This is a genomic window from Streptomyces sp. UNOC14_S4, assembly GCF_020740835.1.
Classification (GTDB): domain Bacteria; phylum Actinomycetota; class Actinomycetes; order Streptomycetales; family Streptomycetaceae; genus Streptomyces.
The window spans coordinates 1-14,096 of the sequence record NZ_JAINFC010000172.1 but is presented as its reverse complement, the minus strand read 5'-3'; the positions used below and the strand labels follow the sequence as shown (position 1 = coordinate 14,096).

The 14,096-nt window shown below is 70.3% G+C and carries 12 protein-coding genes and 1 pseudogene; 3 read left to right on the top strand and 10 right to left on the bottom strand.

Going from position 1 to position 14,096, the window contains the following annotated elements; all coding sequences use genetic code 11:
- A pseudogene (locus K6I34_RS17320) lies at positions 1-660 on the top strand (hypothetical protein); the annotation flags it as partial.
- Positions 661-720: 60 nt separating this feature from the next.
- On the opposite strand, the gene K6I34_RS17315 reads toward K6I34_RS17320, so the two are convergent.
- Positions 721-1,917 carry a CdaR family transcriptional regulator gene (locus tag K6I34_RS17315; protein ID WP_229327170.1) on the bottom strand — a complete coding sequence of 399 codons (1,197 nt, stop codon included), beginning with the start codon at positions 1,915-1,917 and terminating at the stop codon, positions 721-723.
- Positions 1,918-2,093: 176 nt separating this feature from the next.
- Here K6I34_RS17315 and K6I34_RS17310 point away from each other — a divergent pair, with 176 nt between their 5' ends.
- Positions 2,094-3,053: an SGNH/GDSL hydrolase family protein gene (locus K6I34_RS17310; RefSeq protein WP_229327169.1), complete on the top strand. Its 960-nt coding sequence runs from the start codon at positions 2,094-2,096 to the stop codon at positions 3,051-3,053.
- Positions 3,054-3,126: 73 nt separating this feature from the next.
- Here the strand turns inward: K6I34_RS17310 and panD are convergent, their stop codons facing one another.
- The 4 genes from panD to K6I34_RS17290 form a co-directional block, all read right to left on the bottom strand.
- The gene (gene panD, locus K6I34_RS17305; protein ID WP_229327168.1) at positions 3,127-3,552 is read right to left on the bottom strand and encodes an aspartate 1-decarboxylase; all 426 of its coding nucleotides are present in this window, start codon (positions 3,550-3,552) and stop codon (positions 3,127-3,129) included.
- A gap of 203 nt (positions 3,553-3,755) precedes the next feature.
- Positions 3,756-6,344, bottom strand: a complete 2,589-nt coding sequence (locus tag K6I34_RS17300) for a tetratricopeptide repeat protein (protein ID WP_229327158.1) — start codon at positions 6,342-6,344, stop codon at positions 3,756-3,758.
- 158 nt (positions 6,345-6,502) lie between these two features.
- On the bottom strand, positions 6,503-6,931 hold the full coding sequence (locus tag K6I34_RS17295; RefSeq protein ID WP_229327156.1) for a hypothetical protein: 429 nt from the start codon (positions 6,929-6,931) through the stop codon (positions 6,503-6,505).
- A gap of 421 nt (positions 6,932-7,352) precedes the next feature.
- Positions 7,353-8,429, bottom strand: coding sequence for an amidase domain-containing protein (locus K6I34_RS17290; RefSeq protein ID WP_229327153.1), 1,077 nt, complete (start codon positions 8,427-8,429; stop codon positions 7,353-7,355).
- Between the two features lie 324 nt (positions 8,430-8,753).
- On the opposite strand from K6I34_RS17290, the gene K6I34_RS17285 reads away from it, so the two are divergent.
- Entirely contained in the window at positions 8,754-9,821 is a 1,068-nt protein-coding gene (locus K6I34_RS17285) for a chitinase (RefSeq protein ID WP_374230949.1), read from the top strand.
- Here the strand turns inward: K6I34_RS17285 and K6I34_RS17280 are convergent.
- From K6I34_RS17280 to K6I34_RS17260, 5 genes are all read right to left on the bottom strand, one after another.
- A complete protein-coding gene (locus K6I34_RS17280) occupies positions 9,799-10,299 on the bottom strand; it encodes a S26 family signal peptidase (protein WP_229327151.1) in 501 nt (166 codons plus the stop codon). The genes K6I34_RS17285 and K6I34_RS17280 overlap by 23 nt on opposite strands.
- Before the next feature lie 32 nt (positions 10,300-10,331).
- Positions 10,332-12,206 (bottom strand): ABC transporter ATP-binding protein, encoded by a 1,875-nt coding sequence (locus K6I34_RS17275; RefSeq protein ID WP_229327149.1) that lies wholly within the window; start codon positions 12,204-12,206, stop codon positions 10,332-10,334.
- Positions 12,207-12,298: 92 nt separating this feature from the next.
- Entirely contained in the window at positions 12,299-12,853 is a 555-nt protein-coding gene (locus K6I34_RS17270) for a TlpA disulfide reductase family protein (protein WP_229327147.1), read from the bottom strand.
- Between the two features lie 41 nt (positions 12,854-12,894).
- Complete coding sequence (locus K6I34_RS17265; protein WP_229327145.1) at positions 12,895-13,449, bottom strand: MauE/DoxX family redox-associated membrane protein; 555 nt, start codon at positions 13,447-13,449, stop codon at positions 12,895-12,897.
- 96 nt (positions 13,450-13,545) lie between these two features.
- Positions 13,546-13,743, bottom strand: a complete 198-nt coding sequence (locus tag K6I34_RS17260; protein ID WP_121804031.1) for a hypothetical protein — start codon at positions 13,741-13,743, stop codon at positions 13,546-13,548.
- Between the last annotated feature and the right edge of the window lie 353 nt (positions 13,744-14,096).

The following is a 14,096-nucleotide window of genomic DNA, read 5'->3' as shown; positions in this document are numbered from 1 at the left end:
GCCCCGCACTGGCCCGCGTATCCGGTCGCGTACGCGCCGCCCTACCCCGTCGTCCCGCCCGTGCCGCGGCGGCGCGGGCCCGTGGTGGCCGGTGTCGTCGCGGCGCTGGTGCTCGTCCTGGCTGTCACCTCCGCCACCGCGTGGTGGCTGCTGCGCGACGGCGCCGGTGACAACGCCTCGCCGCTGGCCGGGCGACCCCGGGTGACGGACGGGCGGGCCGGGATCTCCTATGCGATACCCGAGGGCTGGGAGCGTTCGGACCGGAAGCTGATCGACGCCTTCACCTCCTCGATCAACACGAAGCGCGGCACCGGCGACACCGGCAGCATGGTGCTCGCGGGCCGCTCCGATCCGGTGCCGCAGGCCGATCTGCAGCGGCAGGTGGAACGGGCGGCCCGGTCGAACGCGGTGTTCTTCTACCCCGACGGCAGCTCACGACTGGCGGAGTCCCGTCCGACAACGGTGAGCCACCGGCCCGCGCACACGGTGGTGATGCAGGTGAACGACGGGCGCGGCGGCTCGGCCCGGCTCCGGATGACGCTCATCGCGGCGAGCGACCACGCCTCGGCGTTCCTCCTCGGGATCGACCAGCCCACGGGTCCGGCCGAGGACAAGGAGGTCGACGCCGTCATGGAGAGCGCCACCGTGACGCGGGGGTAGCGACCACGGGGCCACAGGTCACGGAGCCCCAAGGGCTCAAGGGCTCAAGGCCTCAAGGCCTCAGGGCCGTTCGGGGGGCAGCAGCCGGAGCGCGTGGAGCGCGACCGCCAGGTCGGCGACCGCGCGGGGGTCCCGCAGGGAGCGGCCGGTGAGCTCCTCCAGTCTGCGCAGCCGGTAGCGGACCGTATTGCGGTGGCAGTACAGCAGCCCGGCCGCCGCGGTCGTGGAACCGCCCGCCGCGTACCAGTGCTCCAGGGTCTCCAGAAGCCGTTCGCCCTCCTCGGACGGCAGTTCCAGCACCGGCCCGAGCACGGCGCGCGCGATCCGCCCGGCCTCCTCCGGCGAGGCCGCCACGAGCAGGGCGAGCGGGCTCTCGTCGAAGCGCGCGATCGCCGCTCCCCCGCCGCGTGCCGCCGTCCCCAGCGCGAGGCGCGCGAGGCGCAGGGCCCTGGGGGTGTCCCGCAGGGCGAGGTAGGGCGGGCTGATGCCGACCCGGGGGCCGGGCGACCGGCCGAGGACGCGCAGGAGGGCGTCCTCGCCGCCGCGTCCGCGCAGTCCCACCACCCCGACCTGGAGGTCGGGCAGCAGGCGCCACGCCGAGCGCACCTGCTCGGCGAGCAGGCGGGGCTCGATGCCGGGCAGCGCCTCCTTCCCCGGCACGGTCACCGCGGCGACCACCACGGCGTACGGGCCCTCGCTGGAGAGGCCGAGCGCGTCGGCGGCGTCCCACAGCGTGGTGCGGTCGGTGAGCACACCCGTGAACAGGGCCTCCACCAAGGCGGAGCGTTCGCGCTCACGGCGGCGCGACAGCTCGGACGCCGCCTCGCGGTAGGCGTCGCTCGCCGCCGCCGCGAGGCCCTCGTTCACCCACCACGCGGCCAGGGCCACGATCGTGTCGGCGGTGACCCCCGCGGTGGCGCGGGCCTCGGCGGTCAGCTCGGACCACAGGAAGCCGGACCCGACGCGGTAGGCGTTGAGCAACTCGCTCAACGGGGCTCCCTGACGGGCGTGTTCGCGCCCGGTGTCATGGGCCGACGTCATGTCGCTGCCTCCGTCGACGAGTTGCCCGAAGACCAGCGCGGCGTTGCGCGTACAGGAGGAGCTCAGCCGCTCGAAGGGCACGCGGCCGTCGTCCCCGTAGAAATCCACCTCGGCACGGATACGGCGGGCCATGCGGACGCCCAGTTCCTCCACGCGCCCCAGCAACGCGGCCGCCACGGGCGCGATCTCGGCGGGCGGGACCGGCGTACGGATCATGACTGGCAGGTTACCGAACGCGTGCGCGGCGGGGCGGGGTTGTGCGCGGGCACAAAAGGCCGCGCGGGGCTGCTGTGCCCCGGCACATGGCCCGTGGGGCGGCAGGCCGCGACGATACCGGGAACGTTACCGGCCGGTTTCGCAACGCTTTCCCTCTGCCGTCTTCAGGAGGAACCGTGCCCAGAGCCGCATCGACCCCCTCCGTCCCCGCGCACTCCGCGGGGGCCGGGACACCCGGCAAGTCCGGGGCATCGAGGAAACGCGCGTCCGCCGTGGCGGGCGGAGCCCTGCTGGCCCTCGCGCTCGGCGTCGCCCCCGTCCACGCGGCGGCACCCGCCGGGGGCCCCGCCGGCGGCCTCGCCGGAGGCTACGCGGCACTCGGGGATTCATACGCCGCGGGAGCGGGGGTGCCCTGGCAGTCGGACGGATTGTGCATGCGCTCCGACCACAATTACGGGCACGTCGTCGCCGCGGCCCTGACCCCGTCCTCGTATACGGACCGGACGTGCGCCGCGGCGAAGGTGGGCGCGCTCACCCGGGCCCAGACCGACGCGGGGATCGTCGTCAACGGCCCGCAGCTGGACGCCGTCACGCCGGACACCTCCCTGGTCACCATGACCATCGGGGGCAACAACATCGGCACGTCGGACCTCGGGTTCGTGGACGTCGTGCTGGCGTGCGTGGGCCTCGCCGTGACCGACCCGTTCGGCGCCCCGTGTCACGATCACTACAAGGACACCCTGGGGCAGCGGGTGGACGCCGCCATGCCCCAGCTCGTGGACGCCCTCGGAAAGATCAAGGCCACCGCACCGCGGGCCCAGGTGATGATCGTGGGCTATCCGTCGATCCTGCCCGACGACGTGCGGGCCTGCACCGGCAAGCTGCCCGTCACGACCGGGGACCTCGCCTACCTGAGCTCGGTCCTCGACGACATCAACGGCAAGGTGGCCCGCGCCGCCGCCGAGGGCGGCGCCTCGTACGTCGACACGGCCGCCGCGACGAAGGGCCACGACAGCTGCTCGGCGGCACCGTGGATCGAGGGCATCCTGCCCTCGTCGCCCACGATGCCGCTCCACCCCAACGCGACGGGTGAACGCGTCATCGGCGAGACCGTGCTCCACACGCTCGGCCGCTGACCCCACCTCCCTCCGCCCGGCGCGTGCGGGCCGGGCGGAGGGCTCCCCGAACCGCGTACGGCTACGGCTACGGCTACGGCACGAGCGGCCGCGCGTGCGGGCTGCGCTCGGTGTCCGTGCCCGGCACGGGCTCCGAGGCGTCCGCGCCCAGCGCGACGATCCTGTTCCCGGCGTCGACGTGCACGACCTTCGGCACCAGGGAGCGCGCCCCGGCGTCGTCGACCTGGGCATAGCTGATGAGAATCACCAGGTCACCGGGGTGGACGAGATGAGCGGCCGCCCCATTGATCCCGATCACACCCGAGCCGCGCTCGCCCTCGATGACATAGGTCTCCAGGCGCGCGCCATTGTCGATGTCGACGATGTGCACCAGCTCACCGGGCAGCAGATCGGCGGCCTCCATGAGCTCGGCGTCGACGGTCACGGACCCGACGTAGTGCAGGTCGGCCTGGGTGACCGTGGCCCGGTGGATCTTGGACTTGAACATGGTGCGCAGCATGGAGGAACTCCTGATCTGTCGGCTCCCTGCCCGCGTCCGCAGGTCAAGGGCTGTCGCCGCACCTTACAACGAGAGGCGCGCCGAAAGCGGCGTCCCACCGGGTTCTCCGAGGCGACATAGGGCGGGTTCCGTCCCGACGCACTGCCTCCTGGCGACGGATACCAGTCGTGATCCATCACGGCTCGGGCACAGCGTCACCGGCATCAGCCATCCGCGATCGCCTCGGATTCCAGTTCCGCCAGGTACGCCGCAGCGGCGTTCGTCTCCACGACACCGAGGTTCCGGTAAATGGCCACGGCCTTCCGAAGGTCGGTGAGGGCGGCGTTCCACGTGCCCGCGCGCGCGGTGCAGCGAGCAACGCCTTCCAGCGCTCGGGCCTCCTGGAGGGGTACCCGCAACTGGCGTGCGAGCTGGAGAGCCTGCTGGTAGCGGGGAAGCGCTTCCCGAGGGCCGTCTGACTCCGTCAGCAGCACACCCAAGTTTATTAAAGTTTCGATCTCGCCCGATCGATGACCGACGTTGCGGCACATGGCCAGGGCCTGTTCCATCAGGCGGGCCGCCTTCCCATGGTCACCCGTGAGTCGGCTTACGCTGCCCAGACCGTTCAGGGCACTCGCCTGTCCGAACAGTTCCCCGATGGACCGGTACCCATCCAGAGCTTCCGTGAACTTCCCTTCGGCTGCTCGATACTCGCCCAGGAGACAATGCACACGGCCCAGCTCTTCCAAGGCGTTCGCCACACCCAGGCGGTCCTCACACTCGCGGTAGAGGGCCTCGGCCCTTCGTTGCAGTCCGGCAGCCGCCTGGTAGTCCCCCGTGACCTCTTTCACGCGGCCGAGATCCCGTAAGGCGCAGGCCTCCCCTGCACGGCTGCCGAGCTCCCGGTACATGGCCACAGCCAGGTCCTGCAAGTCAACCGCGCCCCCGTAGTCACCAGTCCGGAAACGCAAACGCCCCAGGTCGATGAGCGCGCTGGCCCGCCCCGCACAACGACGTTCCCCATAGATAGCGAGAGCCGACTCCTGCTGGTCGACGGCTGCCTGGTAATCCCCCATCACCTCGTACACATGGCCGAGCTCGCTGAGGGCGCGTGCTTCCAGGACGGGATCCCGGGCACGGCAGAAGCTCCGTGCGCTCTCCAGGAGATCGATGGCTTCCGCATAGTTGTCCGCCATATATCGCACATGGGCCAGGTCCGTGAGGGCCCTCGCCTGCAGTAGGCAGTCGCCCGCGGCGCGATACGCAGCCAGCGCCTCCTCCAGCAGTTCGCCCGCTGCCGAAAAATCCGCCTTCGCCATGTTCACCGCGCCCAGCTCATTGAGGGCGATGGCCTCGCCGAGACGGTCTCCAGCACCCCGATACTTGAGCAGGGCCTGACGCAACAGGTCAGCCGCCTCCGAGCAGCCCCCACCCAAGTAGGTGATGCGGGCCAGGTCGATGAGCGCGTTCGCCTCTTCCCCGCAGTTCCCAAGGATCTTCGCGGCGGCCGCGGCCTTTGCGTGCAAAGCGGCAGCCTGGGTCCAGGGGCCTTCGAGGCGCAGGAAAGAGGCCATGGCCGCGACGAGGCATACCACGCGCGCATGCTGCCTCCGCTCGATGGCACTGTCCAGACACGCCAGAAGATTGGGAAGTTCCGCGCGCATCCAGTCCAGCGCCAGAACACGCGTGGGCAGCGACGGCGCGACGGAGACAAGGAGCACGGCGGGCGACTTCATGCGATGGGCGTGCGGAATGACGTGCCGGGACGCGGTTTCGGCAGTGAACTGGAAGTAGTCCAGAAGCCGTTCGACGGCCCGAGAATGATCTTCCTCCGAATCGCAGCCGGAGAGAAGGGTACGGATGTACTCGTGCAGAAGATCATGAAACTGATAGCGATGCGGGGCGGGTTCTTCGATGAGATGGTTGGTGTACAGCTCATCCAGGCCGCGTTGGGCCTGGAGCACGGTGATGCCCGCGAGAGCGGCGGCGGCATGGGCGTCTATGTCCGTACCGGGATGCAGGCCTAGGTGCCGGAAGAAACACTGCAGCGAGGGATCCAGATCACGATAGGACAGGTAGAAGGCGGCACAGACCGAACGATTGCCGGCGGAGAGCTCGCCCAGCCGGTCCAACGTGGTCCTGAACTGGTCCGCGAGCCACGCAAGAGTCCAGCTCGGGCGATAGGAAAGGCGGCCGGCCAACAAGGCGATGGCCAAGGGAAGCAGACCGCAACGCTGCACGATGTCGACAACGCATGTGCTTTCCAAGCCAGTTGGGTCACGGTGCGCGATACTGACGAAGAGGTCCACGGCCTGATCGACCGGCAGGACATCCAGAGAAAGTGGCGGCACCGCTGCGTCCAGTCCGATCAGACGCCTGCGACTGGTCACCAGGACAAGGCATCCCCGACTTCCCGGCAGCAAGGGCTCAACCTGTTCACAACTGGCGGCGTCATCCAGTATCAGCAGAACCCGCCTCCCGGCGAGTCGACCACGCCACAGATCGGCACGGCTGTCGAGCGTGGGCGGCATGTCCTTGGGACCGACCCCCGTGCAGGCGAGCAGGTCGCCGAGAGCGTCTTCCGGACGGACGGGATCCCTGTCGAGGTCATGCGCCTGCAGGCAACGGAAGAGCTGCCCGTCCGGGAATTGGTCGGCGAGCAGATGCGCGGCATGGACCACCAGTGACGTCTTCCCGACCCCGGCCATGCCGTCCACAGTGAGGACCGTGACCCGGGATCCGACACCACCGAGGCTGAGGAGCCGCTGTAATTCCGCGTCACGCCCCGTGAAACAAGGCACGTCCTTGATCAAGTTGAACATCGTGTCCGGCCGCGTGACCCCTGGAGGGGGGAGCCGGCCCGCGCACACCGCATCAAGGCGAAAGTAGTCCCGGGCGACCTGCGTGACTTCGCCGTGATCAGAGACTCGCGCTTCCTGCCGAGGGGGCAGCGAGGCCCCGTCACCACCCGTCACGGCCGGGGCAGCTGATGGATCGTAGCGCTGCCTCCGATCTGAAAGGCCTGACCATGGCCGCTCACCTCAGCCGTCTGAGTCAGCTGCTGAGGGATGCCACCTTGCTCGGCCGGAGGCCGCATCGGGGCAAGTCGTTCGTCCAGCAACCGACGCACATCCGCGGCGAACGCCGGGTCTTCACGGAGCAGTTGCCGAATTTGAAGGCGCCAATACCCAGTCAGGTCTTCCGCCATGGCGGTGTCGCCCTCACGAAGCGCGGCCACGACCTGTGTCCGTGCGTCGTTGAGCTCGACACCGACGGCTTCGGCCTGATCCGGGCGGACCCGGGCCCACAGCTCGACGATGGCGTCTCGCGCCTGGCGCCAGGCGTCGGTGGCCAAGGCGCCGATGATCCCTTGAGCAGTCGCGACCACAAGCTGATCCATGCTCGTACCGTCCATCCCCCGAAGACACTCCCCTGAAGGACCAGGGTAGAAGCTCGCGTTGAGCACGGAGGAGGCGTTGGGAAACCTCGTGCGCCCCTAGGGACCGACGTGCACCGGCTGCACGCCTTGCCCCACAGCACGTCAGGACAACACGTAACCTACCTGCTGACCAGCAGGCTTCGACGATTTCTGGACCGGGGGTATGGACGGCTTCCCCTCTCCGTGACCTTCGAGCCGCCTCACGCTCACACTCCCGAACACCCGTGCCACTTCGCCCTCAAAAATCGCTCTGATGGTCGTCGATCACAGATGCTACGCGAACGACCATGAAGCACCGATCATGGGCCCGCCGGCACACGGCAACGGGCCCCGCCGCTGCGGCGGGGCCCACGCGGGTCACCGGGCCGCAGCCCGGCCCGGATCAGGTGCGGTAGGCGTAGTAGACCGAGTCCGGGTACGAGGCGATGATGCTCGCCACGGACTTCCGGAAGGTGTTCGTGGAGTGGTAAGTCAGGTACGGGACACCGCTCCGGCTCTTGTATGTGGTGATCATGGAGTGGTCCTTGGACCCGTCACCGTCGAAGTCCATCTGGAGGATGTCGCCGATGCCGAGGTCGTAGACGTTGTCCAGGCTCGTCACGCGCTTGGACTGCATCGCGTACCACGACCACTCGTTGGCGCCGACCCAGGAGGTCGACTGGTTGGTGGAGTCGTACCACCAACTGCGGTTGGACTCGGTCGCGCCCGGCGCGGGCTTCCAGCCGCCGGCCTTCAGGGCCTGGCTGATGAAGTTGGTGCAGTCGCCGCCGACGTCGTTGAACTTGCGGTAGGCGGGGTTGTAGTTGCTCCAGTACTTCTCCGCGTAGGCCGCCATGGCCTTGTAGTCGTACGTGGTGCTCGTCTTCGGCTGCGAGGGGCGCCACGGCCGGTCGATGGAGGCGGGCTTGGCCTCCTGCGGCGAGGTGACGGGCGTGGCGGCCGGCTTGGTCGCGGGCTGGTTGACCGGGCGGGGGCCCGAGTCGGTGGGGCGGATGCCCGTCAGCTCCCACTTGCCACCGTTCGCGGCGGTGAAGTTCAGCTCGTGGTGGGCGCGGAAGCCGGTGGTCGTCGGCTCGTCGCCGCGGACCTTCTTGTACGTGAACGTCGTGACCTCGGTCACGAGGACCATGGCGCGGCCGTTCTTGACCTGCACCTTGTCCGTCGAGACCTTGGTGTCGGCCGAGGTGTAGACCTCGCCGAGCGAGGCGAGCCGGTCCTTGCGGGTGCGCAGCGAGAACAGCGCGCTGTCCTCGTTCTTCGCCAGGTTCGTCGAGAGCCGCACGTTCCTGTCGGCCTTCGGCGCCGAGTGCCGTGCCGACCGGCCGTCCACGAGCATCTCCGTGCGCTCCGTCAGGAGGGCGTCGGCGATGCGGCTGAACGCCTTCGCCGTCTCGCCGTCCACGCTCCGCGGCTGCGGTGCCGCGCTCGCCGAGGCGGCGGGCAGGAGCACGGCCGACACGGCCACCGTCAGCGCCGCACCGACCGCGGCTCTGGCGACTCTGGTGGATCTGAACGTCGCTGGTATCACAATGTTTCCCCTTGTCACCTGGCCCCCACGGGCCAGGAAGCGGAATCTTCGCACAAATTTCCGCTTTTGCTGTAGATCGGTGATCGAATCGTGGCCTGGCCACGAAGACAGCGGCGACGAAGGGGCGTTGACGCCGTTTTGGTCCAGACCTATTGACGGAGGAACGGCTCCGCTTTACGGTCTCCGGAATCACAGCGGCACCCGCGCGAGGGGGACGGCATGCCCGGTCGGAGAGGTCGGAAAGGTCGGAAAGGCTTGAGAGGCCGGAGAGGTCGGAGAGCACGTCTGCTGGGGGGCGCGTCGGCCCTGGCACTGGTCCTCGCGGCGCACCTCCCGGTGGCCACCGCCGCGCCGTCGCCGCGCGCCGACACCTGCGCGACCAAGCCGAGGCCCGCGGGCAAGGTGCTCCAGGGCTACTGGGAGAACTGGGACGGCGCCGCGAACGGGGTCCACCCGCCACTGGGTTGGATACCGGTCACGGATTCCCGGATCGGCGCCCACGGCTACAACGTTCTCAACGCCGCGTTCCCGGTCATCCAGCCGGACGGCACGGCCCTGTGGGAGGACGGAATGGACGCGACCGTGAAAGTCCCGACTCCCGCCGAAATGTGTCAGGCCAAATCCGCGGGCGCCACCGTCCTGCTGTCCATAGGCGGCGCGGCGGCCGGAATCGACCTCGGCTCCAGTACGGTCGCCGACCGGTTCGTCGAGACGGTGGTGCCGATTCTCCAGAAGTACAACTTCGACGGAATCGACATCGACATCGAGACCGGACTCACGGGCAGCGGCGACATCAATACACTCTCCGCGTCGCAGGCCAATCTCATCCGCATCATCGACGGCGTCCTCGACCGTATGCCGCCGGGATTCGGTCTGACCATGGCACCGGAAACGGCCTATGTCACCGGCGGCAGCGTGACGTACGGGTCGATCTGGGGCGCCTATCTGCCGATCGTGAAGAAATACGCGGACAACGGCCGCCTCTGGTGGCTGAACATGCAGTACTACAACGGCAACATGTACGGGTGTGCCGGTGACGCGTACTCCGCCGGAACGGTCCAGGGGTTCACCGCGCAGACGGACTGCCTCGACAAGGGCCTGGTCGTCCAGGGCACCACGATCAGGGTGCCCTACGACAAGCAGGTCCCCGGTCTGCCCGCGCAGCCCGGCGCCGGGGGTGGCTATATGTCACCGGACCTGGTGGCACAGTCCTGGCAGAACTACGGCAACGGGCTGAAGGGGCTCATGACGTGGTCCCTGAACTGGGACGGCTCGCGGGGCTGGAGCTTCGGGGACAACGTCAGGGGACTGCAGGGCCGATAGGCCCCCGAGCATCGCGCACCCCGCCGACAGGCCCGAACAGCACCCTGCCCAGCACCCGGTCGGCGGGAAAGTAGCCGACCTCCCGCGAATCGAAGCTCACCTTCCGGTTGTCCCCGAGCAGGACGAGCTTGCCCGGGGGCACCCGGTCCTCCGGCACACGGGCCAGGGAACGGGCCCGGTCGCGCGGCACGGGGTCACCGGCCACCGCCGCCACCCGCTTGATGAGCCACTCCCGCCCGCGTACGGCGTCCGCCCCGGCCTCCGTACGCACCGGCCGCCCCGGCCACTCGCCCGCCACGGGCCGCTCGGCGACCACGACCTGACCCACCGAAGGGTGCGGGCCGCGCCGTACCAGGACACGGTCGCCGTCCTGGAAGGCGGGCCACATGCTCGTGCCGCGGACGGTCACCATGACCAGACCGCGCGTCAGCGCCACGAGCGCGGCCGTGAGCCCGCCCACGGCCAGGCTTCCGAGCACCGCCCGCCTCGCCCGCCTCCTCCGTCCCGTCATCACGACTCCCCCGTGAGCGCGGGCTCGCCCGGCGTACCGGCGCGGTAGCCCGCGGCCTGCAGGGCGAAGAGCCGGGCGTACCGCCCGCCCGCGCCGATGAGCTCGGCGTGCGAGCCCTGCTCCACGACGCGGCCGTCCTCCAGTACGGCGATGACGTCGGCATCGCGCACGGCGCCGAGCCGGTGCGAGATGAGCAGGCTGGTGCGCTCGCCGCGGTGCTGCCGGAGCGCGGTGTGGATCTCGTGCTCCGCCTCGGCGTCCAGCCCCGCGGAGGGCTCGTCGAGGATCATCAGGTCGCGCCGGTCGCGCAGGAAGGCGCGGGCGAGCGCGAGGCGCTGCCGCTGGCCGCCGGAGAGGACGACCCCCGTCTCCGGGTTGTCCTTGTCGGACTCCATGAAGAACCTCCGCGACAGCAGGGTGTCGTAGCCGTACGGCAGGGCGGCCAGCCTGAGGTGGATGCCCGCGCGCTCGGCGGCGGCCGTCAGGCGGGGGCGGTCGTCGAACGCGGTCAGGTCACCGAGCGCGATGTTCTCCGCGGCCGTCATGTCGTAGTGCATGTAGTCCTGGAACACGGCGCCGATCCGGCGGCGCAGCTCGGCGACGTCGACGGTGCGGATGTCGGCGCCGTCCCACAGGATGGCGCCCCGCTCGGGGTCGTAGAACCGGCACAACAGCTTGACCAGCGTCGACTTGCCCGCGCCGTTGAGGCCGACGAGCGCCAGCGCCTGGCCGTGGCGGAGGTGGAGGTTCGCGCCGCGCAGCACCCAGGGGTGCCGTTCGGAATAGCGGAACCAGACGTCCCGCAGCTCGATGCCCCGGGACAGCGGCGGCAGTTCCACGGGCCGTACGGACAGGGGGAGGTCCGGCCCGGCCCGCGTCACCGCGAGGTAGTGGTCGAACGTCAGCAGCGCCTGGTGCCCGCGGGCCACCTCGCTCGCCAGCGTCGTCACCGCGCTCTGGATGCCCGCGACCGCGGCCACGAACATCACGACGTCGCCGGACGACAGGGTGCCGTCGTGCGCGGCGGTCACCGCCCACAGCAGTCCGCCGCCGGAGACGAGCGCGGCGAGCAGGCCGAGCGCCGTCTGGACCACGGCCTCGCGCCGGTCCACCGCGCGCTTGGCGGCGTTGGCGGTGCGCCGGTCCGCCAGCATGCGCCCCCGCAGGAAGGCGCCGATGCCGAAGAGCCGTATCTCCTTGGCGGCCTCCACGCTGGACAGCAGCTCGCTGTAGAACATCTGCCTGCGCTCGACCGGGCCGATCTCCCACAGGGTACGGGCCTTGCGGCGGGCGATCGCGACCTCGGACGCCAGGGTGGGCACCGCGGCCGCGAGCACGAGGGCGGTCATCCACGGGCTGAGCACGGACAGCGAGCCGAGGAAGCCGCCGATGGTGACGGCGGCGCGGCTGATGCCGATGGCGCCGTCGACGGCCTGGTTCGGGGTGCCGCCGCCCGCGCCCTGGGCGAGCCGCAGCCGGTCGAGGAAGCGGGGGTTCTCGAACCGGGCGAGCCCGGTGAAGCCCTCCACCGCCGTGTACAGCCGGTCCTCGGCGAGCAGCCCCACCCTGCGGTCGAGTTCCGTCCGCAGATAGCGGGTGAGCTGCGGGACCGCGCCCGCCACCACACCGGCCGCGGCGAGCCCCGCGCCCAGCCCGACGAGCCGCGCGGAGGAAGCGCCCCGGGCCAGCCCGTCCAGCAGCAGCTTGGTCAGCCACGCGGTGACCACGGGGAGCGCGCCCGCGGCCAGGGTGAACAGCGCGTATCCGCCGAGCACGCCGGGGGCCGCGCGGGCGACCAGGGCCCCGGCGGCGGCGATCCGGCGGGCCGCGGCCCTCGGGCCGGAGGCGGCGGAAGCCGCGGGGGCGGCTTCCACGTCGTCGGCACCGGGGGCGAGGACGGGTGCCGGCGCGACGGACCCAGGACCGGGACCAGGGCCGGGACCAGGGCCAGGGCCGGGTGCGATGCTCATGCGACGGCGACGGGGGCGTCCAGGTCCACCTGGTTCCCGGCGATGACCTGCCTGCCGTCGGCGTCCTGCCGAACCTTCAGCAGCGTCGGGAAGCCCTTGATCTGGAACGCGTCGGCCACGATGGCCTCGCTGCCGCCCTCGACCACGACACGGGCCACCGGGGAGAGCTCGGCGACCTGGCCCTTCGCCCGGTCGAGGGAGCCGACCACGACGGCCAGCACCTGCTCCCGGCCGCCGTCCACGGCCCGCGCGTACTCGACGAACTTGGGCAGCATCTCGTGGCACGGCCCGCAACTGGGCGAGAAGAACGCCACCAGGGTGTCGCCGACGAGGGACTCACGGGTCAGCACGTCACCGCCGACGGCGACCGCGCTGAACTCGCCCACCTCCTCGCCCACACCGATGACGGGTGGTCTGCTGGGCTGGCTGTTCGCCATCTTGGAGATCAGCGCGGTGTGCTCGCGCAGCCGCTTGACCACTCCCAGGGTGAGGACCAGGTCGAGCGTACAGAGCGCTCCCACCAGGACCACTGCCGCGATCAGGACGGGCATGGCGTCGACTCCTTAGGGCTCCGCGGATCGGGGGATCGGGGTCAGGACTTCAGGGCGGGTTCCGGAAGCGGCCCCGTGGGCCGGAACAGGTCGAGGATGTCGTCGAGGGCGGCCACCAGACCGCCCGCGAGCAGGCCGCCGATCACCGCCACGGCCGCCCCGCCCGCGGTGGTCCCGCCGGCCGTGGGCACGGCGACCGCGCCGGTGATCGCGAGGGCCGTGAGGACGAGGTTCCGTACGACGTGTCTCACGCCGAGCGGACTCGCGGTCACGCCGAAACATCGGCAGGCCGCACGGACGCCCTGCCGCAGGGAGAGCAGGATTCCCGTCGCGAACACGGCCAGCAGGCCGCCCGCGACGACGAACCCCAGGACGGCGACGGCCGTCACCGGTACCGCGAGCGCGGCCCACACAGTGAACTCGGCGGCCACCACGCACCGCGCCACCGGCCGGGCCGACCGGGCGGGGAGCACCCGCATGCCCTCCACGGAGGACACGAACCGGTCGAACGCGCCGTGTCCGGTCACCTTGCCGACGGACGAGGCGAGGAACACCGCGCCGATGAGACAGCGGATCCCGAGTGCCAGATATCCCATCCGGTGTTCTCCTCCTGTCGCCGTCCGTCGGCGCGGCGTTCCCGGCCGGGGCGGTTCTCCTGTCAGCTCAGCGGCTTTGCGATTCCCGCGGAGCTCTTAGCACTGGCAGACAATCGTCGGACACCCGTTGGAGTTGCAGCAGGCCCAACAAGGCGCGTTGTAGCCGCACTTCTCGCCGCACTGCCAGCAGGCCGGGTAGTTGCCACAGCCGAGGATCTCCATGGCGGCCGCGTCGATCTCGGGAACGAACAACCCGAGCACCCGGCTGCCCAGTTCCGTGAGCCTTGCGTACATTGACACACTCCTCACTTGATCGGGCTCGCATTTCGTGCTTGCGCTGCTGAAGTCTCACGGCGGCGCGACAGTGCGGGTAGTGCTGTTTCCAGCCGGGAAAAACGAGGGCGACGAGGCCGGGAGAAGATCTCCGGGCAGCCGGAAAAAGCCCTTGCCGCGCCCGTACGGAAGTGATGGCGATCCCGGCGGGAATTCCTGGACGGAATATCGTCCGGAGGGCTCGGCGCGCGGACCGGCGCGTTCCCCTGCCGGGAATGAATCGACGGCTCCGTATTAGCCGGAGGTTGCCCCCCTGGCCACCGTCGCTTGCGCCACGGTTCTCCGCCACCGCAAAAGCGGAGCCTGGGCAACCG

Coding starts and splice junctions, on each gene's coding strand:
- K6I34_RS17260 (WP_121804031.1), bottom strand. CDS start 13,743: ATGTACGCAAGGCTCACGGAACTGGGCAGCCGGGTGCTCGGGTTGTTC.
- panD (WP_229327168.1), bottom strand. CDS start 3,552: ATGCTGCGCACCATGTTCAAGTCCAAGATCCACCGGGCCACGGTCACC.
- K6I34_RS17265 (WP_229327145.1), bottom strand. CDS start 13,449: ATGGGATATCTGGCACTCGGGATCCGCTGTCTCATCGGCGCGGTGTTC.
- K6I34_RS17270 (WP_229327147.1), bottom strand. CDS start 12,853: ATGCCCGTCCTGATCGCGGCAGTGGTCCTGGTGGGAGCGCTCTGTACG.
- K6I34_RS17315 (WP_229327170.1), bottom strand. CDS start 1,917: ATGATCCGTACGCCGGTCCCGCCCGCCGAGATCGCGCCCGTGGCGGCC.
- K6I34_RS17295 (WP_229327156.1), bottom strand. CDS start 6,931: ATGGATCAGCTTGTGGTCGCGACTGCTCAAGGGATCATCGGCGCCTTG.